At 59.8% G+C, this 25,184-nt stretch carries 21 protein-coding genes; 8 read left to right on the top strand and 13 right to left on the bottom strand.

Going from position 1 to position 25,184, the window contains the following annotated elements; all coding sequences use genetic code 11:
- Nucleotides 1–12: 12 nt before the first annotated feature.
- Nucleotides 13–984 (bottom strand): CobW family GTP-binding protein, encoded by a 972-nt coding sequence (locus tag RYC18_RS08670; RefSeq protein WP_005781430.1) that lies wholly within the window; start codon nt 982–984, stop codon nt 13–15.
- A gap of 52 nt (nt 985–1,036) precedes the next feature.
- On the opposite strand from RYC18_RS08670, the gene RYC18_RS08665 reads away from it, so the two are divergent.
- Nucleotides 1,037–1,411, top strand: a complete 375-nt coding sequence (locus RYC18_RS08665; RefSeq protein ID WP_004667160.1) for a hypothetical protein — start codon at nt 1,037–1,039, stop codon at nt 1,409–1,411.
- Between the two features lie 4 nt (nt 1,412–1,415).
- Here the strand turns inward: RYC18_RS08665 and RYC18_RS08660 are convergent, their stop codons facing one another.
- The gene (locus RYC18_RS08660; RefSeq protein ID WP_316885248.1) at nt 1,416–2,066 is read right to left on the bottom strand and encodes a DUF1826 domain-containing protein; all 651 of its coding nucleotides are present in this window, start codon (nt 2,064–2,066) and stop codon (nt 1,416–1,418) included.
- Nucleotides 2,066–3,277 (bottom strand): zinc metallochaperone GTPase ZigA, encoded by a 1,212-nt coding sequence (gene zigA / locus RYC18_RS08655; RefSeq protein WP_005781428.1) that lies wholly within the window; start codon nt 3,275–3,277, stop codon nt 2,066–2,068. The genes RYC18_RS08660 and zigA overlap by 1 nt, the downstream gene beginning before the upstream one ends.
- 140 nt (nt 3,278–3,417) lie before the next feature.
- Here zigA and RYC18_RS08650 point away from each other — a divergent pair, with 140 nt between their 5' ends.
- Nucleotides 3,418–3,801 (top strand): hypothetical protein, encoded by a 384-nt coding sequence (locus RYC18_RS08650; RefSeq protein ID WP_016982157.1) that lies wholly within the window; start codon nt 3,418–3,420, stop codon nt 3,799–3,801.
- A 15-nt stretch (nt 3,802–3,816) separates the two neighbouring features.
- On the opposite strand, the gene RYC18_RS08645 is transcribed toward RYC18_RS08650, so the two are convergent.
- On the bottom strand, nt 3,817–5,043 hold the full coding sequence (locus tag RYC18_RS08645; protein WP_316885231.1) for an N-acetylmuramoyl-L-alanine amidase: 1,227 nt from the start codon (nt 5,041–5,043) through the stop codon (nt 3,817–3,819).
- A gap of 199 nt (nt 5,044–5,242) precedes the next feature.
- Nucleotides 5,243–5,764: a DUF3617 domain-containing protein gene (locus RYC18_RS08640; protein ID WP_002555930.1), complete on the bottom strand. Its 522-nt coding sequence runs from the start codon at nt 5,762–5,764 to the stop codon at nt 5,243–5,245.
- A gap of 169 nt (nt 5,765–5,933) precedes the next feature.
- On the opposite strand from RYC18_RS08640, the gene cls reads away from it, so the two are divergent.
- From cls to RYC18_RS08625, 3 genes are all read left to right on the top strand, one after another.
- On the top strand, nt 5,934–7,373 hold the full coding sequence (gene cls, locus RYC18_RS08635) for a cardiolipin synthase (RefSeq protein WP_005781422.1): 1,440 nt from the start codon (nt 5,934–5,936) through the stop codon (nt 7,371–7,373).
- A gap of 105 nt (nt 7,374–7,478) precedes the next feature.
- Nucleotides 7,479–7,946, top strand: coding sequence for a hypothetical protein (locus RYC18_RS08630; RefSeq protein WP_029241025.1), 468 nt, complete (start codon nt 7,479–7,481; stop codon nt 7,944–7,946).
- Nucleotides 7,947–7,949: 3 nt separating this feature from the next.
- Entirely contained in the window at nt 7,950–8,537 is a 588-nt protein-coding gene (locus RYC18_RS08625) for a putative adenosine monophosphate-protein transferase Fic (protein WP_316885225.1), read from the top strand.
- 97 nt (nt 8,538–8,634) lie between these two features.
- Here the strand turns inward: RYC18_RS08625 and cfaB are convergent, their stop codons facing one another.
- The 5 genes from cfaB to hflK (RYC18_RS08600) all read right to left on the bottom strand — a co-directional run bounded on the left by cfaB (nt 8,635) and on the right by hflK (RYC18_RS08600) (nt 16,078).
- Nucleotides 8,635–9,822, bottom strand: coding sequence for a C17 cyclopropane fatty acid synthase CfaB (gene cfaB, locus RYC18_RS08620; protein ID WP_004659139.1), 1,188 nt, complete (start codon nt 9,820–9,822; stop codon nt 8,635–8,637).
- A 271-nt stretch (nt 9,823–10,093) separates the two neighbouring features.
- Nucleotides 10,094–12,019, bottom strand: coding sequence for a cation-translocating P-type ATPase (locus RYC18_RS08615; protein ID WP_010199680.1), 1,926 nt, complete (start codon nt 12,017–12,019; stop codon nt 10,094–10,096).
- The gene (gene hflK / locus RYC18_RS08610) at nt 12,016–13,086 is read right to left on the bottom strand and encodes a protease modulator HflK (RefSeq protein WP_057454194.1); all 1,071 of its coding nucleotides are present in this window, start codon (nt 13,084–13,086) and stop codon (nt 12,016–12,018) included. The genes RYC18_RS08615 and hflK (RYC18_RS08610) overlap by 4 nt, the downstream gene beginning before the upstream one ends.
- The gene (gene hflC, locus RYC18_RS08605; protein ID WP_002555935.1) at nt 13,083–14,120 is read right to left on the bottom strand and encodes a protease modulator HflC; all 1,038 of its coding nucleotides are present in this window, start codon (nt 14,118–14,120) and stop codon (nt 13,083–13,085) included. Before hflC ends, hflK (RYC18_RS08610) begins: the two co-directional genes overlap by 4 nt.
- A gap of 11 nt (nt 14,121–14,131) precedes the next feature.
- The gene (gene hflK, locus RYC18_RS08600; protein WP_010199678.1) at nt 14,132–16,078 is read right to left on the bottom strand and encodes a protease modulator HflK; all 1,947 of its coding nucleotides are present in this window, start codon (nt 16,076–16,078) and stop codon (nt 14,132–14,134) included.
- Nucleotides 16,079–16,651: 573 nt separating this feature from the next.
- Here hflK (RYC18_RS08600) and RYC18_RS08595 point away from each other — a divergent pair.
- The 3 genes from RYC18_RS08595 (at nt 16,652) to RYC18_RS08585 (ending at nt 22,043) form a co-directional block, all read left to right on the top strand.
- Complete coding sequence (locus RYC18_RS08595) at nt 16,652–18,271, top strand: glucan biosynthesis protein D (protein WP_005781408.1); 1,620 nt, start codon at nt 16,652–16,654, stop codon at nt 18,269–18,271.
- A gap of 498 nt (nt 18,272–18,769) precedes the next feature.
- Entirely contained in the window at nt 18,770–20,053 is a 1,284-nt protein-coding gene (locus RYC18_RS08590) for a membrane protein (protein WP_005781406.1), read from the top strand.
- 76 nt (nt 20,054–20,129) lie between these two features.
- A complete protein-coding gene (locus RYC18_RS08585) occupies nt 20,130–22,043 on the top strand; it encodes an acyltransferase family protein (RefSeq protein WP_316885211.1) in 1,914 nt (637 codons plus the stop codon).
- A 69-nt stretch (nt 22,044–22,112) separates the two neighbouring features.
- Here RYC18_RS08585 and RYC18_RS08580 read toward each other — a convergent pair whose 3' ends face one another.
- The 3 genes from RYC18_RS08580 to RYC18_RS08570 are packed head-to-tail and all read right to left on the bottom strand — an operon-like array spanning nt 22,113 to nt 25,172.
- Nucleotides 22,113–22,751 (bottom strand): response regulator transcription factor, encoded by a 639-nt coding sequence (locus tag RYC18_RS08580; protein ID WP_004660659.1) that lies wholly within the window; start codon nt 22,749–22,751, stop codon nt 22,113–22,115.
- A complete protein-coding gene (locus RYC18_RS08575) occupies nt 22,751–23,818 on the bottom strand; it encodes a sensor histidine kinase (RefSeq protein WP_029241026.1) in 1,068 nt (355 codons plus the stop codon). Before RYC18_RS08575 ends, RYC18_RS08580 begins: the two co-directional genes overlap by 1 nt.
- Nucleotides 23,819–23,867: 49 nt before the next feature.
- Nucleotides 23,868–25,172: a nitrate/sulfonate/bicarbonate ABC transporter ATP-binding protein gene (locus RYC18_RS08570; RefSeq protein ID WP_316886132.1), complete on the bottom strand. Its 1,305-nt coding sequence runs from the start codon at nt 25,170–25,172 to the stop codon at nt 23,868–23,870.
- Nucleotides 25,173–25,184: the final 12 nt, after the last annotated feature.

Raw genomic sequence — 25,184 nt, 5'->3', positions numbered from 1 at the left:
GCAAGCGGCGCATCACGCCAGACACTCCACCATCTGCGCCTGCAACTTATCCACATCCTGCGGTGTAGAGAAGATCAATTCCAGGCGTGAATCCTGACGCCATTCGCTGATTTGCCAGGCCAGCGGAGCACCGTCGACCACGTTGCCGGAATACCAGCCGCCTTCGCTGTGGATAACCATCTTCGCGCGCCGCCACTCAATGCTTTCCAGCCAGTACAGAATGCGCTGCAGGTCAAAGCGTTGCGAGGGATGCCAGCGCCAGCCGATGCTCCAGCTTTCAGCACTGGCCTGAATCAGGCAGATCGGTACCTTCGGGTCGACCCATAGCGCAGGCAACTGGCCAACGCTGTTGGGCAGCATCAACTTATCCACAGCCTGTTTATCCACAACGGCAGCGGCGTTGAACCCCGGTATTTGGCTCGGGTGCAGCTCCCCGTATCGGGTCCAGATCAAGGCGTGCGGCAGCAACTGTTCGGCCAATGCCAAGCGAGAGACTTCATCCAGCTGCTCGGACTTGTTCATGACCACAAGCCCTGCATCCGCCAGTGCTTCCTGTTGAGTGCTCGGCAACGGTTGTCCGGCGAGCATTGCTTGCGCGTCCAGCACCACCACGCCGGGCTGAACATTCAGGACGCCACGCCAGGGCGCCTCGCGCAATTGCGCCATGAGTTGCGCAGGATGACCCAACCCCGAAGGCTCGATCAGCAGACGATCAGGCCGGGCCTTGCGCAACAACCGCCCCAGACCGATCTGGAACGGCACGCCATTGACGCAACACAGGCAGCCGCCAGCCACTTCGCCAAGTGCGATACCATCGGCATCCGTGGTCAGCAGGGCGGCATCCAGACCGATCTGCCCGAACTCATTGATTAACACGGCCCAGCGTTCATGGGCGGGTTTGTGCGCCAGCAGGCGTTTGATCAGGCTGGTCTTGCCGGCGCCCAGCGGGCCACCGATGACATGCGTCGGTATGTTTTGCAGCATGGGATCACTTTTGACGAATGCGTGGGTCATTGAAGAGCAAGGAAGGGTAATGATGCAAGTGATGTGGCTGCCCGTCCGCCTGGCACTGACGCTGCTGGCGGTGAGTTCGGGTACGGCGTGGGCCGAGGCGTGTCTGGTCCACAGCCAGGCCGAAAGGCTGGATGTGAAAGTCTGCCAGGAAAATATCAATATCCCGGCAGACCTGTTCCACGACAGCTTCTGCAAGCCACAACTGGCCGGGCAGAAGACCGAAACGACCTACTCGCAACAGTGCCCGGCAGGTGCCTTCGGTGTCTGTCGCAATGCGCAGGTCGCCAATCTGCCGTATCGCGAGCACATTCACTATTACGGGGTCGCCCGTGACGCGCTGTACCTCAAGCCCTTCTGTGAAGGCCAGAGCAAGGGGCAATGGGTAACGCCTGAATAAAGCTTCAGTCCAGCCAGTCCAGCGTCAGAATCAACCTGCGCTCGTTACGCAGCAGTTGCGGCGAGCGATGGATCAAACCGAAGCCTTCGTTACCGTGCCAGCGTTCACCCTTGAGCAACGCCACTTCCCCGCTGTTGATCTGCTGGATGTCGGCGGCATTGGTGGGCTCGGCATCGAGGCGACCGAGTTGTTTGCGGTCCATGACGTCTTCATGCAGCCACTGGCTGCCCACCCCGCCGTAAGTGGTGATGAGGCGCACCGGCACATGATCGACATGGAAACGCGGGCACATGGCTTTATCGAGCACCCGCAGGCGCAGGCCAACGCACTCGACACCCAGCAGACAGGCATAAGCGCTGACCAGCCAGGAAACGTCGGCAATGAAGCCCTGATACCCCTGCAAATCGGAATATCCCCGAGCCAGCGTGGTCAGGTCAGGCTCGACTTCACCCCCCCTTACTTGCAGGGGCATGGACTCGGCAAGGGGCTCGCCCATCGACAGCAACAAGGCACCGAAATCTTCGATGTGCGCAGGCAGCTGACGCTGCCAGACCGCAAGGTTGACGTCATCCTGGAGGATCTCGCTCAATACCTCAGGCGTGCCGCCGTGTGCCTGACGAACGGCGTTCTTGTCATTCAAACGATAGGCCAGCATCAGGCAGCCACCTCTTCTTCGTACCAGTCGCCAAAAGGATCGGCCAGCGTGCGCCAGCGCTCGACACCCGCCGCCATCTCGGTATCAGTGAGCAGGCATTTGTCCAGTTCGGCTGTCAGCAGGGCAAAATCAATGTTCTGACCGATGAACACCAGTTCCTGACGGCAGTCACCGGTTTCAGTCGACCAGTTCTCCAGAATGGATTTGACGCTTTCTCTGTCCTCTGGCCAGCTTTCACGGTTCACGAAGCGCCACCAGCGTCCGGCAAAACCGTGGCGCATCAAGCCGCCCGCCTGCGACCAGCTACCTGCATCCTTGTATTTGCTGGCCAGCCAGAAGAAGCCTTTGGAGCGCAGCAGTTTGCCATTGGTCCACGGGCGATTGATGAAATTGAAAAAACGCTCCGGATGGAACGGGCGCCGGGCACGATAGGCAGTTGATGCTATGCCGTACTCTTCGGTTTCCGGCGTGTGTTCGCCGCGCATTTCCTTGAGCCAGCCCGGTGCCTGAGACGCGCGCTGGAAGTCAAAACGCCCGGTGTTGAGAATCGTCGCCAACGGCACCTGGCCCATCACCATCGGCACAATCTCGGCTTCGGGGTTGAGGCGCTTCAGGATCGCCATCAGCTCTTCACGCTCACTGGAGCTGATCAGGTCGATCTTGCTGAGCAGGATGACGTCGGCAAATTCGATCTGCTCGATCAGCAGGTCGGTAATCGAGCGGTCATCGTCTTCACCCAGGCTTTCACCGCGTGTGGACAAGCCGTCCGCCGCTTCGTAGTCGAGCAGAAAATTCACGCCATCGACGACGGTGACCATGGTGTCCAGACGCGCCAGATCCATCAGGCTTTTGCCAGCTTCGTCACGAAAAGTGAAGGTCTCGGCCACTGGCAGTGGTTCGGAGATTCCAGTGGATTCGATCAATAAATAGTCAAAACGACCGTCCTGAGCAAGACGACTGACCTCTTCGAGCAAGTCCTCGCGCAAGGTGCAGCAGATACAGCCATTGCTCATCTCGATCAACTTTTCTTCCGCACGGTTCAGGCTGACATCGCGCTGAACTTCGCTGCCGTCGATATTGATCTCACTCATATCGTTGACTATTACGGCAACCCGCAGGTTTTCACGATTGCGCAGCACATAATTGAGTAAAGTGCTTTTACCGGCCCCTAGAAAACCGGACAGAACGGTAACGGGTAGAAGATTTGCCATCAGGATTCTCCAGGCAGCTGCAAGGCTTGAACCTTGTTCATGTCGGCTGCAACGAATCCCTCAGGCAGCCGGCTCTAATCACACTGAGATGTTATAGTATAACAACACATAATAGCTACGGCGTTGGTGAAGGGATCTTCATGAGACGGGTTTCAACAGGTTTGGTGGCGATGTTGATCAGCGCGCACTTGATGGCAGCACCACCCAGGCCTTCTGCCGACCTCGCCACCTGTACGCGTAGCGCGACGGTGCTGGCGTGCAGCGATGCCCAAGGCAATAGCTACAGCGTGACCACCGCCGGATCGACGACCTGGTTGAAGGGTTACGAGGTACTCGATAAGCGCCGCTGGACGCAGACCAACAGTCGCTATGGTCAGCTGACGTTTTTTACCGGGCTGGCTTCCAATGGCGAAGCCTGGGTAGGCACTGTCCAGCGCGTGGGCTGGACAACAATCACGCGGGTGTCCAGCTCAAGCGGTACGCGTAGCAAGATCACCTGCAGCCGGCTGAACGGCTGCCGTTGACCTGCTCAGACCTGCTCAGACCTGCTGTTCCTGCTTCTGCGCTTGCAGCCAGGCCATGTGCGAATCCACTGGCGGGTTGCGCTGGAAATAGCGCTGCAGGCCATCGAACAAGCCGTCTGCAACGGCCTGCTGATGGCGCGCTGTGACCAGACGCTGACTGTCTCGACTGTTGGAGATAAACCCGGTTTCGACCAGAATCGACGGTACGTCCGGTGACTTGAGCACGGCGAACCCGGCCTGCTCGACACGCTTCTGATGCAACGTGGTAATGCCTTCGAGACTGCCGAGAACGGTGTGGCCCAGTTGCAGGCTGGCTGCAATGGTAGCGTTCATCGACATGTCGAGAATGACCCCGGCGAGCATCGGGTCCTTGTCCTTGAGGTTGAGCAGCGACGAGGCACCCAACAAATCGGCACCGTTTTCCCGCTGCGCCATGAAACGCGCCGTTGCCGAGGTTGCACCGCCTTCGGAAAGGGCAAACACCGAAGCACCAGAGGCCGTCAGACGAGGCGCTGCGTCGGCATGTACGGAGATGAACATGTCGGCGTTGGACTTGTGCGCGAACTCGACGCGCTTGCGCAGTGGTACGAAGAAGTCATCGTTGCGCACCAGACGCACGTCGAAACCCTTCTCGCGCTTCAGGCGTTTGGCCAGCAACTGCGCGATGGAAAGCACCACATCTTTTTCGCGTTCACCCCGAGAACCTACAGCGCCCGGATCCTTGCCGCCATGACCGGCATCGACCACCACCATGATGTCGCGTCCGGTGTGCGCCTTGTTGGTCTGGATCGGGACGGGCACCGGTGGCGGCAGCTCAGCCATCTGCACGGGCGCATGGGCCGTGGAACTCATGTCCAGCACCAACCGGTGTCCCTGCCCACCTTCCGGGCCGAGCAGAAAACTATTGAGTTGCACTGGCACGGTCAGGTCCAGCACGATGCGCGTGTCGTCACCCTGGCCGTAGTGCCCGGAGCGAATGGACTTGATAACGGTACGGTCCAGCGCCAGCTGGCTGAAGTCGCCGGTGAGCCGCGAACCGCTGACATCGATGATCAGGCGGTCGGGGGCGGTAAGCGTGAAGGTTTTGTATTGCACCGGGCCGCTCAGGTCGAGGACCAGTCGCAGCTTGTCGTTGGTACGCCACAGGCGGGCGTTACGAATCTGTGTGGCATACGCACCCAACGGCAACGTCAGGGCCGCGCTGGCCAGCAGCATGTTGAGCAACACTTGGCGTCGGTGCATGGAACATCTCAAAGAGCAAATTGAGCATCCCGGCTCACGAAGGGTTCATCCACATCATTAGTAACAATATAACATGCAGTTACGGACGAAACATGAAGCCCTTCATGAAGATTCCGTCATCTGGCGCCCCGCCAACGTGACAAAAAATCACCGCCTTCAGACAGAGTGTTCCACGTGGAACATAACCCTCTGAATTTGATCAGGTACGCGGGGCGACATTGCCGCACTGTGGCCCCAGCCATACAGCGCGAGTGTCCATGCTGCCATTCTGTTGCTGACCAGTGGCATTGAAAGTACCCACCACATTTGTGGTGAACTCACGATCACTAAGGAACTGCGCCTGCCCGGTGCCCTGAGCTTTCGGGCAGCTAAACTGAAAGTTCCAGGTCTTGCCATTTCGCGCGGTGATTTTTTGCGTGCACCCGGAAGCCGGATCAGTCAGCGGGATGTTATCAGACTGTACCTGAGCCTGTGTCAGGCAGGCTCTCACGCCCTTGCCGCCGAGCGACACGCCCTGCTTCTTCATCATCTGTTCCATCATGGCGCGCTGCTCAGGCGGCAGATTCTGCAATTGCCCCAGCATCAATTGCATGTCCGGCAATTGCTGTCCGTCCACCTTCATATTGCTCGACGTCAGTTCCCACAAGCCGGGTTGCAGCATCTGCGCTTGAGCCAGGGGGGTTGCCAGGCAAAACATCCAGGCCAATATGCGTTTATTCATTTCAAGATTCCTGATGGGCGATTGCAGATGTAAACGGGGCCGGAATCATCCAGCCGGAAGATAAGCCTTAGACGGCACAGGCGTCGCCCAGTTGCATGGGTAATAAAATAGCGACATTCCCGTTCAGCTGTGGTCTGTTAGGCAGCAAAGACGAGGAGCATTGTTCCACATGGATTATCACGACCCGTACTTTTTCGGTTATGTCCTCGGCTTCATTCATTTGCTGGGCACATGCGCCGCTATTCACGCGCTGCTGACGGTGCGTACCTCTCAAGGTGCGATTGCCTGGGCGATGCCGCTGCTGTTCATTCCGTATTTCACCCTGCTGCCTTATCTGGTGTTCGGCAGAAGCTCGTTCGACGCGTACATCAAGGCGCGTCGCCAGGCCAACCAGGAAATGCGCATTGCGATTGGCAGCCTCAACTGGCGGCCGTGGATCGAGGAAGCTGTGGCAGCACGTCGCTCGGATGCCTATGCGGCGTTGCGCGCCATGCCCAAGTTGGGAAACATGCCTGCACTGGCCAACAACAAAGTCAGGTTATTGATTAATGGTGAGGAAACCTTCGGAGCGATCTTCAAAGCCATCCGTGAGGCGAAAAAGACAATCCTGATTCAGTTCTTCATCATTCATGACGACAACCTCGGTCGCCAACTGCAAACACTGCTGCTGGAAAAAGCCGCCGAGGGCGTAGGCATCTTTGTCCTTTATGACCGGATCGGTAGCCACGCACTGCCGGGGGCCTACATCGACAAATTGCGCGACGGTGGCGTGCAGATAAAAGCCTTTGCCACACGTGGCGGCTGGTTGAATCGCTTTCAGATCAACTTCCGCAACCACCGCAAGATCGTCGTCGTCGATGGCCTGAAAGGCTACATGGGCGGGCATAACGTGGGTGACGAATACATGGGGCTGAAGCCGCCGCTGGCTCCCTGGCGCGACACCCATGTAGAAGTCATCGGCCCGGTGGTCGCCTGCCTGCAGGAGTCGTTCGCCGAAGACTGGTTCTGGGCCACCCGCGAGCTGCCACCATTGAGCCTGCCTGATGAGTTTCCCGAGGATGGTGTGCTCTGCCAGTTGCTGACCAGTGGCCCGGCCGATGCGCAGGAAACCTGCTCGCTGTTCTTCGTCGAAGCCATCCACGCTGCCGAAGAGCGCGTATGGATCACCAGCCCTTACTTCATACCTGACGAAGCCGTGACCGCTGCGCTGACCCTGGCGGTACTGCGCGGGGTGGATGTGCGCCTGCTGCTGCCCTCACGGCCTGATCATTATGTGGTCTATGCCGCCTCCAGCCTGTACGCCTTCGATGCCGTGCGTGCCGGCGTGCGGGTATTCCGTTACGAACCAGGCTTCCTGCACCAGAAGGTCGTGCTGGTCGACAACGACATCACTGCCATAGGCAGCGCAAACCTCGACAACCGCTCGTTCCGTCTCAACTTCGAACTGATGCTACTGACGGTCGACAGCGACTTCTCCAGCCAGGTGGAATCCATGCTCACTGCCGACTTCAACCTCGCCCGCGAAATATCCGTGCAGGAAAGCCACGAAACGCGGCGCCTGCATCAACTGGGTATGCGCGTGGCGCGGCTGATTTCGCCGATTCTGTGAAGATTAAGGTGTACTACATTGTTGCACCTCAAACATTGGATAACCCATGAGTTTTCACTAGAATTTTGATAACCACGCGCATTGATGGATTTTACGAGGCTCAAGATGAAGGCGTCACTGCAGCAGGTGTTACAGGCTGATCGAATAGACGACCTGCAAAAGCTAGGAACATTTATTGAAGTGAAGAGAGGCATCGAAACTCAGCTGATGTTGAAGCTCGGGGTCAATGGCTGGGTAGCGTTATTCTCGAAACTGAATGTTCTGAAAACCGCGCTCTTGGCGAGTAAGACCTCCGTCCACATGGCCGCCCATGAAAACACCTTCAGAGAAGCCAAACGCAAACTCTCAAAAAGCCTGGGTTTTCAAATAACGGCACACAATCAAGCAGAGCTCGACCGGCTGATACAAACATGCTCACTGTATGTTCTCGGTCGTACGGTCGACCCGCATGAGCGTTTTGAAGAGAACAAACATAGAAATTTCATTAGCAGTTCGAAACTGGAAGGAATCCACATACCCTTCACCGACGAGAAAACGTCTTTGGAGATGATACTGGCCAAGCACAGAAGATGATCAATGGACAGATACGATGCTTCTCATGACCACTATTGCTATCCCGGCTCATCGGTACTGAAAAACAAGCTGAACATTCAAGACATGGATGACCTTGAAGCAGCAGAGCGAGACATCACTGCCGTTACCGTTAATCGCGTCCAGTACGTCGCACCTCCTTACAGTCTCGACAATTTAAAACAGCTGCATCACCTACTCTTTTCCGACCTCTATGAGTGGGCCGGAAACATCAGAAGTGTCGATATTTCAAAAGGTGGAACTCGCTTTTGTACCTGCGCACGAATTGAGGTGGAGGCGGCTAAAATTTTTGCCAGTCTTCAGAAGAAAAACTGGCTGGGCGCATTGGACAAAGACGATTTTTGCGGAGGCTTGGCAGAGTATTACTGTGAACTCAATATGATTCACCCCTTCCGCGAAGGCAACGGCAGGGTTCAGCGCATTCTCTTTGAGCACCTTGCCTTGTCTGCAGGCTATGAGCTCGATTGGGCAACCGTCAGTCAGGAGGAATGGGTAAGGGCCAATATTGATGGCGTCAACGTGAACTATGGCCCCATGAAAGACATATTCGAGCGCATCGTAACCCTCTGCTAATCGGCCTGCCGAGCACGAACGCCGCCTTGCGTGCTCAAGACACTTAAGACACTTAAGACTCTCAGAGTATCCCGGCCTCGATATTCGTAACTAAAGCTCATCCATAAATATCCTCCCGCGTCAGCGGCAACCCGGTCTTGCCATCGGCAAAGGGCTTCACGGCGAGTATCTGGTGCAGGTTGATCCAGCCCTTGGCGAATCCATAGGCGCAGCCCGCCAGGTACAGACGCCAGATGCGCAGGGTATGTTCGGGCACGATACGGGCGGCTTCGCCGAGCCTTGATTCAAGCCGCGCGCTCCAGTGTTCCAGCGTTCTGGCGTAGTGCGGGCGCAGGCTTTCCACGTCGACTATTTCCAGCCCGGCTTCACTGATATGGGCGCTGATCATGGCCACGTGCGGCAGCTCGCCGTTGGGGAATACATAGCGGTCGATGAACTCCCCGGCACCGCGCCCGACAGGACGCCCATCAGTATGCCGCGCGGTGATCCCGTGATTCATGACCAGGCCGCCCTCCTTCACCGCACCGAACAGGCATTGCGCATACAACGGCAAGTTAGCGTGCCCTACGTGCTCGAACATACCGACGCTGACCACCTTGTCGAAGCGCGCATCCTGCGGCAGGTCGCGGTAGTCGAGCAGTTGCAGGTCGACCTTGTCCTGCAAGCCCTCGGCCTGCACTCGTTGACGGGCCAGCGTCAGTTGTTGCTCGCTGAGCGTGATGCCGAAAACCTTCGCGCCATATTCGCGAGCGGCAAACCGCGCCAGTCCGCCCCAGCCGCACCCCACGTCCAGCAGATACTCACCTGGCTTGAGCCGTAACTTGCGGCACAGGTGGTGGAATTTATCCTGCTGCGCCTGCTCGAGCGATTCGTCACCGGTCTTGAAGTACGCGCAGGAGTAGACCATCTCTTTGTCGAGCCAGAGCTGGTAGAAGTCGTTGGATACGTCGTAATGGTAGGCAATCGACGCGGCGTCAGTGTCCTTGTCATGCTGGACGCGGATCGGGTTGTCGGTGCTGTCGTCATCATCCACAAGGGCATGAGTCAGTTCATCGCAAACCCGGACAACTTCGCTGATCGAACCTTCCAGCTCCAGCCGCCCCTCTACGAAGGCACTGCCGAGCAAGCCCAGGCTGGGGTGGTTGAAATCGGAGACCAGTTGCGGGTCCTTGACCACTATCGTGACGCTGGGCGCAGGCCCCAGGTCCATCTGATGGCCGTCCCAGAGCTTCAGCCGTAACGGCAGATGAAGGTTCTGCAAGGTCGTTGGAAGTTGTGTAAGCATTCAAAATCACCCCCTTATCCAGAAACTCAAAAAGAGTAATCCAGCAAGGGCCCCGCAAAAGGGCCCGCAAAGGCTATTGGCGACGGCAAAACTGCAATGAATCAACTTCGGGGAACAGCCCTGTACCCACTGATTCGAGCCGAAAGACAGCCTGAATTTGGATCACGCACTGAAACACAGCGCTTAATTTGTAACAGAATTCGTCAAAGCTCAAGCCGTTTTAAAGCGCTGATCAGCGCCGCTAGCCTGAGCCTTGTCGTTCACCAAATGCCTAGAGCTTCAGCAATGGCTCCTGAAAGCGCAGCAGACGTCCAGCATTGCCCAACACCAACAAGGTGCTCAGATTGTGCAGGATAGCTGCGACCATCGCGCCGGCAGCGCCGAGCAGACCAAAGGCGGCCAGCGCAACGATGGCCAGCGTCCAGCCCAGTCCGATGATTACGTTGACCTGTAAGGTCTGACGGCACTGACGGCTGAGCCGCACACAGGTGCCCAGACGACGCAGATCGCTGCCGATCAGCACGATATCGGCGGAAGCCAGGGCAATGTCCGCCCCGCCCGCCCCCATCGCGACGCCGACCACGCCTGCTTTTAGAGCCAGCGAATCGTTGACCCCGTCGCCGACCACCATCGGCCGGAAGCCACTGGCGATCTCGCCCATGACACGGTTCAGTTTGTCCTCCGGCAATGCCTGCGCCTGGACGTCTGCTATGCCAATATCGTGTGCCAGGTTGTCGGCCACACTTTGTCGGTCGCCGGTCAACAGCAACTGCCGTCCCATGCCCAGTTCACGTAATTCAAACAGCGCAGCCTGCGCTTCAGGCTTGACGCTGTCGGCCAGCAGCAGCCAGGCCAGGAAAACGCCATCCAGCGACAACCCGGCCAGCGGGCCGTCATGTGCAGGTACGCCGGGGGTGACAATGCCCAACTGCTCGAACAATTCCGGACGACCCAGCGCTGCCTCACCCTGCCCGGTGGACGCCACCACACCCAGTCCCTGCCGCTCACGGGTGTCCAGCAACGGCAACAGCCGAGTGTTATCCACAAGCCCGGCCAATGCACGGCTGACCGGGTGACTGCTGGCCGACCCCAGGCTGGCCGCCAGTTCGAGCAATTGCGGATGCTGCGGCCCTTCAGCCTGCACCGACTGCAAGCGCAGTCGGCCATAGGTCAGGGTGCCGGTTTTATCCACAACCAGTGAGTTCAGGTCAGCCAGTTCTTCGAGAAACGCCGAACTGCGGATCAAAATGCCGTGCCGCGCGGCGACTGCGATACCGGCAATAGCCGTGGCCGGAGCCGAAAGCACCAGTGCGCAGGGACAGGCAGCCACCAGCACCGCCAGCATCGCCTGAGCATCCTGAGTAATAAACCAAGTCAGCGCCGCGATCAGCAAAACCAGCACCATGTAGCTGCCTGCGTAGCGTTCCAGCAGGCGTGTGATCGGCGGCTTGGAACGCTCCGCGCTCTGCATCAGCGCGATGACCTTGCCCAGCGTGGACTCATCGCCGATGCGGGTCACTTCGATACGCAGCAGCCCGTCTAGGTTGATCGCCCCACCAAACACTTCGATGCCGATACTGGCTTCCAGTGGCACCGACTCGCCGGTAATTGATGAAGTGTCCAGACTGGCCTGCCCGGAAAGAACCCGACCATCCGCCGGGACCCGGTCACCCGCACGCACTTCAACCTGATCGCCAGCCTTGAGCGTTGCGTTGTCGACCTCGCGAATATTGCCATCAGGCCCCAGCAAACGTGCCTGGCTGCGGGTCAGACGACCCAGCGCTTCGATGGCTTCCTGCGAGCCGATCACGCTGCGCTCTTCCAGCACATGGCCAAAGATCATGATGATCGGCAGCAAGGCGGCGGTCATCAGATCGCCAGTGGCCCAGGCACCGAGCATCGCCAGCGCGATCAACTGATCGGTGATGCCATGCAGGCTTGGATGCCGCAGGCTGTGCCAACCGGCGCTGATCACAGGTATCGCCACCAGCAGCGAGGCAGCACCCAACAGCAATTGGCTGACACCTGCCTGTTCCGGAGCGAAAAAACGCCAGACCAGACCCAATGCCAACAGGCCCAGCGCCAGCATCGCGAGGGTCAATTGCCGGGCTGCGCTACGCTGCTCTGCGTTGCTCAGCAGACTGCCATCCGCTTGCGGTTTGATGGCGTGATGGGTGTGAACGGCTTCGCCACTCATTGCGGTGCTCCCTGAATAATCAGGCGGGAATCGTCTTTGGGATCGACGGTGGTGACCGAACCTGCCTGATGCAGAATGCCCGGCACACGTTCACGGTAAAGGCGCTGCATGAGGCCAGGATCGCTGCGGTTCTCGGCAGATTGCGTCAGGCTGACGACGGTCGCGGTGGCTGCCTGTGCCTTGGCCAGGCGCTCGGAAGCCTGTGCGTGCGCCACTTGCAGGGTCCGGTCAGCGTATTGATTAGCGGTCTGGGTCAGTTTTTCTGCATCCGTACGTGCGTTGGCCACGGCCTGGTCGGCCTGCTGACTGGCCGTCAGCACGGCATTGAAAGCATTGACCGCCGACGTCGGCAGACTCGACTGCACATCCACCCGAGCGACTTCGACGCCAATGCCCATCCCGGTCGCGTTGAGTTCAGTCAGGCGTTGATTGATACCGCGCACCAGGTCGCCGCGCAGCCGCTCACGGCGCTCTGCTGCCTGGCTGTCAGCGCCGATGAGCTCGGGGCGGGCAACCAGAATGGTGTCCAGGTCTCGCGCTGCAGTCAGCGCCACGGCGCTGCGATTGACCAGCCGGTCCAGTGCGGGCAATACATGATCGCCCTGCAATACGAAGGCGTTGGGGTCAGTCACTTTGTAGAACACGGTGACGTCCAGCTGCACCACACCGGCATCACCGGTCAGCAGAAAACCGGAACCAGCCAGAGCATCGCTCATCGGCGCCGACAGGGTCGCGATTTCATCGGCTTTCAGTGCCGCTGGCGAACGCAGCAAGGTTTCCACCCGTCGCTCGATCACCCGATCAGCCGAGGGCAGCAGCACTACCTGCTCGAACGGCTGCGGCCAGGCGGTCAGCAATCCTGCGTTCTGCACCCGCTCGAGCGCGCCGAAGCGCATGACCACGGCACGGTTCTGCGGATCGATCTGGCGCACGTTGGACGTCGCCCAGGCAAGCGCAGCCAGCAGGGTCACGCCATACAGCCCGATGAACGCCAGTCGGCTCGCCTGCAACCATGGGCTATTGGCAGGCGGTTGTTGCGTTACGGGCTCGTCGACCGGTTGGCTCATGGCTGCGTTCCGCTCTTGCCGTCCAGCGTTGGCGGGCCATCTACCAGCACGCGGAATGGCGCGGCGTCGGTGCGCAGTATCAGGCGAGTACCCGGCGTCACGATGGTGCCCAGCGTGTCCAGCGAGCGCAGCAGGTTGTAGAGCTGCGGCGAACCCGCATAGGCGCGGCCATAGATCTGCGCGGCTTCAACCCGGGATTGCGCTTCGATATCGGCCGCCTTGACCGTGGCATCTGCCTCTACAATGCGCGCGTCACGCTCCGCTGCCGAACGAATCTGCGCCGCTTCACGCTTGCCCACGGCGGTCCGCTCGGTGGCGATGGTCTCGCGCTCGGCGCGCATGCGATCCACGGTGGCGTTGAGCGTCACCGACGGCAAGGTCAGTCGTTCGACGCCTACCTGCAGAACACGAACGCCATAGGTCGCCAGCAGTTGCTGATCGATCTGCTGGCGCAACTGATTTTCGAACGCGGTGATATTCACCTTGTTGGCGTCGGTGTTCACCAGGCTGGACAGGTCGAAACTGCTCGCGGTGGTTTCCAGCGCCGAGCCGACAAAGGTGCGGATCTGCCGGGCTGCTTCGTCGGGCTGGTTCTGTACCGCGCGCATGAAGCGCTGCACGTTGTCGGCATCGCCCTGTACCTGCCACGCCACATAGGCCTGAACGATGATGCGCAAGCCGTCACGGGTGCCGACATCCTGCAAACCGCTGGATGTGGTACGCAGGCGCAGATCCACCGGAATGGTCGCTTCGAACGGTGCGGGCCAGCGCCAGTTAAGGCCCGGGTCGAGCAGAACGCGGGAAGGATTGCCGAAGCGGGTGACGACGGTCGCTTCACCCGAGCGCACCTGCACCAGGCTCGCCGCCGCAATCGCGAAGGCGATCAGCACCGCCGCCAGGCTTGCCCGTCGCCAAGGGAACGCTGCCGGACCGGTCGCGCCATGATGATGGTGATGATGGCCGTGGCCGCCATGACCGTGACTGTCATGGCTATCGTGGTCGGCGTGATCGTGATGATGATGAAACAGACTCAAGGGACGACTCCTTACTGAACGGCTTTACGCGGCGCCGTTGGGTCTGCCGGTGGGGTGAAGGTACGCAGGTCGATGGTCGGCGCGTTGTCGCCGCCCAGACGGTGGTCGAGTATCAGCAGCTTGGCATTGCCCAGGCCTTCGGTCAGTTGCGCCAGGTATTGTTCCAGCAAAAATGCCTGCCCTGCCTTGGCATAGGCCTGGCGCTCGGCACTGAAGCGCAGGTCCGCGCCTTGCGCTGTGGCCAGAACTTCACGGGCTGCAGCGCTGGCCTGATCTCGGGCAACGCTGGCATTGAGTTGCGCCTGGTTGGCCTTGTCACTGGCCGCACCGCGTTCGCGGGAGATCAGCGCCTGTGCGCCGATCTGCGCAGCCTGCACGGCATGATAGGCATTGGCGGCACCTGCTGGCGGATGGATGGCTTCGACCACCGTGGCGAGCAGTTCAACGCCGCTGTCCAGACGCTGCAAGTCAGCCTGCACGGCTTTGCCGATGTCATCGGCCAGCCCGCTGCGCTGTTCGCCGAGCAGCTCGTCCAGCGTGCGCGAGGCAAAGTCATGCACCAGCACGCGGCTGGCCGTGCTGCGGATCAGAGAAGGAATATCGGCGCTGTTATAGGTCGAGGCCATCGCCGCGGCATCTGTCAGGCCGATGCGGTAGACGAACCGCACATCCATATTGACGATCTGAAAGCTCTGCTTGTCGCCGGCACTGCTGGCAATGACCTGGGATTTTTCGTTGATATGGCTGGCATCCCATAGCCGGTTGGCGCTGCCCGGCGGCGGGCCTTCGGCCGGGTCCAGCGTCTGCTCGGCCGCGTCGGCCGCAGAAACACTGGTCGCCAGCTCATGAACCACACCGTTTTCAACCGCCAGGACCCGGCCGAACGGCCAAGGCAAACCGACATGCAGACCCGGTCCGAAGACCTCGACCGGCTTGCCGAACCGCTCGTAAATGCCTCGCCCCTGCATCGGAATTTCATGCACGCCGCTCAGCGCCCACCCCAGCGCCACCACCACCGCCAGCACCGGCAAAAAGGCGCGGCGCATGTAGGTAAAGGCCCAGATCTGGCGCAGATCAATGCCGAAGCGGTTGTGCAGCTCATGCTGCAAGGCGAGCAACGGGCGCGGTGGCCAGCGCAGCAGGTCAGCGATAAAACTGGCGGCCAGCAGGCGCGGCTCGAGACGCGGAGTGCGCGGGCTGAACACCGACAACACAGCCCGCAACAGAAATTCAAGCGCCACACCCAATGGCAGCAGGCCGATCAACACAGCCAGCCGTGCAGGCCAGACGCGATCAGCGCTGGAGAAGAACAGGCACAACGCGCCGACCAGCAGAACGATAAGCGTCATGCGCACCAGCTGCGCCAGCGCCCCGGCCTCTGGCGACTGGCCTTCGGGCTCGCTGCTCAGTTGCCGCTCGATGACCAATAGCCCGAACGCCAACAGCAACAGAATACTGCCCGCCAGATTGCCTGAAGTGGAAAGGTCGGAGCCAGACAACGTCAGGTTCCAGAAGGCGCGGATGACGATCAACGCCAGCACTGCCCACCCGGCAAGCCACAGGGTCGAGCTGCCGATGTGCCGAACCAGTGACTCGCCCGAATCGCTCAGCCGGGTAAGCAGGCGCTCATACCAGCCGGTTTCATCGAGCGCTTGCGCCGTCGCGGGAGAGTCTGCGGCAACAGGTGCAGCCAACGCGCGGGCACGCCACATCGCGACGTGCCTGGCCGACTGCAGGCCCGCAGCGAGCAGTATCAGCGCCGCCGACGCATTGCCCAGCACGGCCATCCACAATGAACCAGGGGAAAACAGATCGATGGACAGCGCCAGCAGCAGCCCGAACGCGCCCACCCCACCGCTCACATACATCAGTCGCCCGAGACGCCGAACCTGCTGCACCGCCATTTGAAAACGCGGCAGGCCTTCGAGGCCATCGTGCTCACCCAAATCAACCCGCATCACTACCCCGGCACCCGCTGATTATTGCCCTGTGGAGAGCCGTGTATCGGCATCCATTAATGCAGCTGCATCATAGCGTTACGATATAACACGCAGAGTGAAACTTTCGTCAGGACTATTGCCTGAACGAATACGATATAGCGGCAAATGATTGGGCTGGATATCGTGCAGATGCTCCGCACCAGCATGCGGTACTGGACGCTCGCCTGCGGCAGGCTGACATTTGCTCAGTTTGCGACCCGGCAAAATGGTTGCTGAATATTGCGCGCATATTCGGGCGCTCTGCGCCAACGCACCCTATCGCCCTGACCGGCGCTGCGCACCCACCTCGCTCGCAAGCCTTGCGCCAAGCGGTGCCGAGCGCATTCAACCCACCCCAACAGGCCTGAAAAACGCCCATTCCTGCCATCTGGATGCCACTTCCATTGAGCACAATCGGCGATTTTTTTTGACTGATTTCCGAACGGGATCTCGTCTTTGTTATCTGTTGTGGGTAGTTTGCGTTCGGCAAGGAGTCGTTGGCGCGCCATTTTTTGTGCAGGACGCACAGAATTACTCAGAGGCTTCACCCTTATGAATCGCAGAAATCTCCTGAAAGCGTCCATGGCGTTGGCCGCTTACGGCAGCGTGTCGGCCTCAGGGCTTTATGCTGCGCGAGCACTGGCCGCCGCAGCCGATGGCGAAATCGAACACTTCGATTTTGCAGAGCTGCAAGCCCATGCCAAGAAGCTCGCAGGCAAAGGCTATGTGAGCAACAAGCAAGTGCTGCCACCCGTCCTGGCAGATATGACGCCGCTGCAATTCAATGCTATTCGCTACGACCCGAACCACTCACTGTGGAAAGACGTCCACGGTCAGCTCGACGTGCATTTCTTCCACGTCGGTATGGGTTTCAAGACGCCGGTGCGCATGTACAGCGTCAACCCGCAGAACAAGCAGGCGCGCGAAGTGCATTTCCGCCATGACCTGTTCAATTACGAAAGCAGCGGCATCGACAAGAATCTGGTCAAGGGCGATCTGGGCTTTGCAGGCTTCAAGTTGTTCAAGGCGCCCGAAATCGCCATCAACGACGTTGTCTCGTTCCTCGGTGCCAGCTACTTCCGGGCCGTAGACAGCAACAAGCAATACGGTTTGTCGGCCCGCGGCCTGGCCATCGACAGTTACGCCAAGCGTCAGGAAGAATTCCCCGACTTCACCAAGTTCTGGTTTGAAACGCCAGATAAAAACGCCACACGCTTTGTGGTTTACGCACTGCTCGACTCACCCAGTGCAACCGGTGCCTACCGCTTCGACATCGACTGTCAGGCTGGCCAGGTAGTCATGGAAATCGACGCGCACATCAATGCCCGTACCGATATCCAGCAACTGGGCATTTCGCCGATGACCAGCATGTTCAGTTGCGGCACTCACGAGCGCCGCATGTGCGACACCATCCACCCGCAAATTCACGATTCGGATCGCCTGTCGATGTGGCGCGGTAATGGTGAGTGGATCTGCCGTCCGCTGAACAACCCGGCCAAACCGCAATTCAGCGCGTTCGCCGACACCGACCCGAAAGGTTTCGGGCTGGTGCAGAGCGATCACGAGTTTTCCAGCTATCAGGACACTGTAGTCTGGTACAGCCGCCGTCCGAGCCTGTGGGTCGAGCCGATTACCGCGTGGGGCGAGGGCGAGGTCAGCCTGCTGGAGCTGCCGACCACGGGCGAAACGATGGACAACATCGTGGTGTTCTGGACACCGAAGACGCCGGTCAAGGCCGGGGATTCGATGAACTACGGCTACAAGCTGTTCTGGAGCCCGTTGCCACCTGTAAGCACGCCGCTGGCGCAGGTCCACGCCACTCGTTCAGGCATGGGCGGCTTCCTCGAAGGCTGGGCACCGGGCGAGCATTACCCGAAAACCTGGGCGCGCCGTTTTGCCGTGGACTTCAACGGCGGCGGTCTGGATCGCTTGCCGGAAGGCACCGGGATCGAGCCTATCGTCACGGTCACGCATGGCAAGGTGCAGGACTTCAACATCCTCGTATTGCCGGACATCAAGGGCTACCGCGTCACCTTCGACTGGGTACCGGACAGCGACTCGGTCGAGCCGGTTGAAATGCGCATGTTCATCCGCACCGCCGACCGTACGCTGAGCGAAACGTGGATGTACCAGTACTTCCCGCCAGCACCGGACAGACGCAAGTACCCGTAGTCCGCAGATAGGTGACGCAGAGCGTCACGAAAGGCATTCCCACGCGGAGCGTGAGGAACGATAGGTGCAACTATCGTGCGACGCTCTGCGTCGCATGCCTTTCTGGACGCTCCGCGTCCGATCCTGAATGTGCAGTGCGGCGCAGAATTGTGACGCGGAGCGTCACGCACTGCTTTCCCACGCTGGAGCGTGAGGAACGATGAGCTCAACTAAGTGCCCGCCAAAACACTATCGTGCCCATGCTCCAGCGTGGGCACGCCGTTCTGGACGCTCCGCGTCCTGTCCCGGGTACTAAGTCCAGCGCATAGCCCTTAATCCTGACTAATTAATTGACAGTTGCCCGAACTGCGACTGATATACGTGTTGTCACGCCGTTGCGAGCGTTCGCTCCAGACCTTTCATCTCCCAGAGCCTTCCTGTGTCGACACATGCCCGTGATCGTCGGGCGGTAGCTTTGTCCGCGCAATTCCCCTGACGCATATCCAGAAGGCAGCCAGCATGGCGTTGACTACTGCGAACAGCGCCGACACCAGGTCGTCGGTGATATCCTTTGATAAATCCACGGTTGTGATGTGGGTCGCCATCAGCCTGATTCTGGTCGAGACCTTCTCCGGAGCCTTGCGCTTCTACTTCGATCAGGCAGGCATCAGCCTCCTGCTCTACACGCCCAAAGCTGCCTGCATCCTGTTGTTTGTGCTTGAGCTGTGCACCTTCAAAGCGGGACGGTTGTTCTGGGCGTTCATGGTGGTGTGGCTGATTTCCGGGCTGCTGGCCATGCTGCATCGCGCCAGCGTCCACAACCTGGCGTTCAGTCTGTTCGCCCTGAGCCCGCTGGTGTTCGGCCTGGTGTGCAGCAAGCACCTGCTCTACCGCCGCACGCTGTTGTACCGCGCCATCGGCTTTTGCCTGCTGGCCTCACTGCTGGGTATGGCTCTGGACAAGTACACCTCGGTGCCCTGGAAGGGCTACAGCTACAGCGTCGGTGAAACCGAACTGAGCGCCAACACCACATGGAGCGCGGACGAGGTAGACCGCATTGCCGGTTTCGCCAGAGTGTCCAACGTGCTGTCGATCATGATCGCCTTCTACACGCTGTACCTGATCATTTTCGTGCGCTCACGCCTGATGATGATGCTGCTCAGTGCCGTGGCGCTTTACGCCATCGTGCTGACCACCAGCAAAGCGCCAGCCGCGGCATTCGCCCTGACCCTCATTCTGCTGTTGCTGCGGCGAATGAGCTGGACCTGCCGAACGCTTTGCATCGTGGTGGTAGGCATCGGGCTGCTGCTACCGACTCTAGGGCTGATTGTGAGCCCCGATGCCTATGCGGTGAGTAGCGGCGGCTCTCTGGCCTCGCTGTATGACCGGATGATCAATACCTGGCCCAACCTGATCAATGCCATGAGCCGCGAAGGCTGGATGATCAGCGGCGCGGGCTTCGGCATGGTCGGCAGCACAATGGGGCTGTTTCCGGTCGAAGGTGCCGGCGTATTTCTCGGCATGGACAGCTCGGCGCTGTATCTGTGGGCGATGCTGGGCGTGCTGGGGCTGTTGCTGTACGCGCTACAGATTCCGCTTTTGTTCCGACTGATCGATGATCAGACCCGCATCGGCCACATGCTGCTGGCGATCAGTTTCTGCTGGTGCCTGATCAGCTGGACCACCGACATGTTCGAGGTCGCTGTCGCCAATCTGTTTATAGGCGTGGCCATTGGTCATGTGATTGCCAGCAGACAATCCGCTGCAAGCCATGCGCTCAGGCTGCCCTCCACTGCCCACTGACGGACCGCCAGATCATTTACCGGCCGCTGCACAGTGCCATTCTCCCTTACGATCATCCACCGGATGGCTTCATCAAATGGACTTCAGAAAAGACATCAATGGGCTGCGCGCCATCGCGGTGGCTGCGGTGCTGCTCTTTCACTTTCAGCCCGCCTGGATGCCTGGTGGTTTCGCAGGGGTGGACGTGTTTTTCGTGATCTCGGGGTATCTGATTACCGGGATCATCCTGCGTGGCTTGAGGAGCGGCAAATTCAGGCTGGCAACGTTCTACACGTCGCGGGCCAGACGCATCGTCCCGGCCCTCGCGGTGCTGTGTCTTGCCTTGCTGCTGCTGGGCTGGTTCTCTTTGCTGCCGCTGGACTACAGCGCGTTGGGCACTCATGTGGCCAGCAGCCTGGGATTCGTTTCCAACGTTGTCTATTGGCGCGAGGCCGGTTATTTCACCGCCAGTGCTCATGAGAAATGGCTGCTGCACACCTGGTCGCTGTCGGTGGAGTGGCAGTTTTACCTGCTGTACCCGATTGCACTGTTGCTCCTCAGTCGCTTTGTCGCGCTGCACAACCTGCGCTGGTGGGTGCTGGGCGCAAGTCTGGCGGGCTTTGTGGTGTGTGTGTTTGCCTCGTCCCGATGGCCAGAAGCTGCGTTTTACCTGCTGCCGACCCGTGCCTGGGAGTTGCTCGCGGGTGGCGTGGCCTGCCTGTTCCCGCTGCAACTCAGGCCCCTACAGCAGCGAGTTCTGGAACAGGTCGGACTGGCGCTGATCGTTGCCGGTTTCTGTCTGCTGTCCGTACAGGATACGTGGCCAGGGTATCTGGTGCTAATGCCGGTGCTGGGGACTTTCGCGGTGATCGAGGCGGCCCGCAATGATTCGCTGCTGACCTGCAACCCACTGTTTCAATGGGCAGGCAAACTGTCGTACTCGTTGTACCTGTGGCACTGGCCGGTGGTGGTGTGGATGAACTACACCGGTTTGCTGGGCGACACCCGCACGGTGCTATTGGGCATCGGCGTGGCTCTGACACTGGGGCTGATCTCATGGCGGTTGATCGAGCGGCCCGCCAGCCCACATCAACCTGACCAGCGCCGGAAATTTGCCATGCCTGGCGCACTGGTCGTTCTGGTCTTCGTGGCGGGGGCGCTGGTGGGTGCGACGCGAGGCGCGGTATCGCCACTTCGCCCGATCAGTGTTTCGGACAAGGCGCATTTCATCCAGGAATACGTTGATCGACAGCACAACCTGTACGAGCCCTACTGGCTGAAATGTGACGCCTTTTCCGCCCTGACCCAGCGTGGCCAGTCGGCCATCGACGAGACCTGCACGCGCAAACAGGGGCCGGGCGGAGTGTTCTTGTGGGGCGATTCTCACGCCCAGGCGTTGTCACTCGGGCTGCGTACCTTGCTGACACGCACGACCCCCTTCTATCAGGTGGCCTCGGCCAGTTGCGTTCCCGACCTGAATGACCACGAGGGACGCGCTTCAGCGACCAGCAAGGCCTGCGACTACTCCAACATGACTGCCCTGCAGAGCATCGAGAGGCTGCGTCCGGACATCGTGGTCATCGCGCAGAAGGATGGCCACGACAAGACCGACTGGAAGCAGATTGCGGCCCGCCTCAAGGGGTTTGGCGTGAAACATATCGTGCTGATCGGTCCGATGCCATCGTGGAGCCCATCGCTGCCCAGTGTCATCGTCAACCGTCACTGGGGGCTGAGCGAGTCGCATATCCGCGATCCGGCGCTGGATCAAAGCGTCATGCGGGTGGATCAGGCAACCCGCGCGCTGGCTGTATCGGCGGGCATCCAGTTTGTGTCGCTGATCGACAAGCTGTGCATCGCCGATGCCTGCCGGGTACGCCTGGAAAACAGCCGCTCATTGCTGCAGATCGACTCGGGACACTTGAGCGCAGAGGGTTCGTTGTACGTGGTACGCAACTACGTATTGCCACAATTGGTGAATGAGTCGAGCAAGCAGCGCGGCGCAGAGTTGTGACGCGGAGCCTCACGCAAGGCGGTCACACGCTGGAGCGCAAGGAACGACAGGTGTGCAGGCGTGGGTTAATCAACGGAGCTCTTTGAGCCGCTCGGCAAACTTGACCAGGTCAGCCAGCGAGTCGGCTTCCATCTTGCGCATGACCGAGCCACGCCGGACCTTGACGGTGATTTCACTCACGTTCAGGCGGGCTGCGATCTGTTTGTTGAGCAAGCCACTGACGACCAGTTCCATCACCTGCTGTTCGCCATGATTCAGGCTGGCGTGACGGCGCTGTAACTCGGCTTCGACGGCTGAGTTGCGGCGACGGCTGCGGTCTCGCTCAAGCCCTTGCTGGAGCGCATCCAGCAAGTCCTGGTCACGGAAGGGTTTGGTCAGAAACTCCACCGCACCGGCCTTCATCGCCCGCACGGACATGGGAATGTCGCCATGCCCGGTGATGAAAATGACCGGCAGAAAAATCCCCGACCTGGCCATGTGCTCCTGAAAATCCAGGCCACTCATGCCGGGCATGCGAATGTCCAGAATCAGACAGCCCGGCGCATCAGGACGAGGGGTGTCCATGAACTCGCGGGTCGAGCCGAACAACATGCTGCGCAAGCCGACTGACGCCAGCAGGTCTTCCAGCGAAGAACGCACCGAGAGGTCGTCATCGATGACAAAGATGACCGGCTCTTCGGCCTGCGGTGCAGTGGCGGCTGTGTTCATCAGGTTTCCATTTTTCCAGTGGGCAGCGTGAAATGAAACGTGGCCCCGATTGAGGGGTTGGGCGTCACCCAGATTCGCCCGCCATGCGCTTCGATGATAGACCGACTGATCGCCAGTCCAATCCCCATGCCTTCCTCTTTGGTGGTGTAGAAAGCGTCGAAAAGCCGGTCGGCTGCTTCCGGCTGAATCCCTACACCGCTGTCGCTGACAGTGAACTCGATTTCCCCGCCTCCGCGCCACTCGGCCCGCACGTCCAGTTGCGCCTGTTCCGGTTCGACTTTCCTCATCGCGTCCATGCCGTTGAGCATCAGGTTCAGCAGCACTTGCTGGATCTGCACCCGGTCAGCCAGCAGCGGTGGCATTCCCTCCGGCACGTCAACCGACAGTGTGACGCCCTGCCCGTCTATCTCGCTGTGCGCCAGCGCGACAATCTCGGCCACCGTGTCCGCCACACTGATCCACTCTTTGTGCGTCGACGAGCGCTTCGCCAGGGCGCGCACGCGCACAATGATATCTCCGGCGCGATTGGCATCACCGATCATGCGCTCGACTGCCTGACGGGCCTTTTCCAGATTGACCGGCTCGGTGGCCAGCCAGCGCTGACAGGCGTTACCGCTGATGACAATCGCCGACAGCGGCTGATTCACCTCATGGGCAATGGACGCAGCAAGCTCACCCAGCTGATTGACCCGAGCGATGTGCGCCAGTTGCGAGCGCGCTTCATGAACCGTGCGGATGGCCCGCGCCATACGCAGCGCCAGCCAGGTGGTCATGGCGATGGCGGCCAGGCTGATGACGCAGTTGATCAGCCCGGATGCCTCGCTGCCTCTGGAGGTGGTCATTTCGTAACTGACCACCGTCAGCAGCATGCACACCGCCGCCATGACAATAACGCCCCTGACCGGCAAAAGCCTGACCGCCAGCAACACCACCGCGATCTGGAACACCCCCACGGCGATCTCCAGATCGGTCAGGGTATCGGCAATCGCGATGACCAGCGCCAGCGCCAGCAAAGCGACCCACCTGACGACCATCGCGGCTCTGCTACAGGATTCTGGCTCGTGCATCTGCACCATCTCGCTCTTCAAAAGGCCTGCCGAGTATGTCGTACAAACCTCAGGACGGGTTATCCAGACTGAACTGATCGGCCAGCTCATCATAAGCGAACAGCTCGGCGTAACGCCCCCATTGCGTAACGACATTCAGGGTCTGCATGGCATCGCTTTCCGACATGAAGTCTTCCAGTTGATCGCGAAAACGCCGCGCCGGTGCCGTGTGCGTGGGGCGATCATCCAGCACTCGCCGAATGTGCGCGACCAGCGGCACGAAGCTCAGCAGGTGCTGTGCAAACAGTTGCTTGCGTTCGTCCACATCCGCCAACGCGTAGCGATTAGCGGCAGGCAGCAGGCGAATATCACCGCCCTTGAGCTCTGCAAAACGCAGCAGTTGCAGGACCTCGGCAATCGGGAACAGCTCATCGGCGTTGTAGTGCAGCGCGCTGGCCAGTTCCGGCAGGTCCGCTTTGAGGCTGTAGGGCGGCGCATGAATGGCTTCGATCAGCCCTGCCAGCGCATTGGTGGACACCTGCGGCAAGACCATGCCCAGCCCGGTGCCTGGAAACACGCCCTGACGTATTTCGCCTGCATCGTTGTCCTGGGTCATCAGCACGTAGATCTCCTCCACCAGCGCCCGGAAGATTGGGTCCTGGCGGTTGCGCGGCTGAGGCAGATCGACCTTGATCTCGCTGATCACCCGACCCGGATTGGAGGAGAACAGCAGAATGCGATCGCACATCAGCACGGCTTCGGCAATGTTGTGCGTCACCATCAGGATCGACTTGATGGGCATGCGCCCTTCGCTCCACATATCCAGCAAGTCGGTGCGCAGGGTTTCGGCCGTCAGCACATCGAGCGCGGAAAACGGCTCGTCCATCAGCAGTACATCAGGGTCGATAACCAGCGCACGTGCCATGCCCACGCGCTGGCGCATGCCGCCTGAAAGCTCTTTGGGGTAAGCACTCTCAAAGCCGTCCAGACCGATCAGGTCGATGGCCGCCAACGCGCGCTTGCGACGCACGGCAGGTGGCACACGTTGCGCTTCAAGCCCGACTTCGACATTTTCCAGCACGGTCAGCCACGGGAACAGGGCAAAGCTCTGAAAAACCATGCCTACCGACATCGCCCGCCCCTGCGCGCGGCGAGGAAAATTCACTTCGCCTTCCGTGGGCACCACCAACCCCGCGATGGAGCGCAGCAGGGTGGACTTGCCCGAGCCGGAGCGACCCAGCAAGCCCACAATTTCGTTCTCATTGAGCGTCAGTGTCACGTCATCCAGCACCAGGCGCTCTTTGCTGCCTTTGCCATACACATGTCGGACTTTCTGAACATCTACCAGGCAACGCGTTTCGACAGCCATCATGATGGCGCCCTCCTC

This window comes from Pseudomonas syringae group sp. 247E2, from assembly GCF_032587795.1.
In the GTDB taxonomy this organism is placed as follows: Bacteria; Pseudomonadota; Gammaproteobacteria; order Pseudomonadales; family Pseudomonadaceae; genus Aquipseudomonas; species Aquipseudomonas amygdali.
Note: the sequence above shows the minus strand (reverse complement) of the source record. Positions and strands in the feature narration are given on the sequence as shown.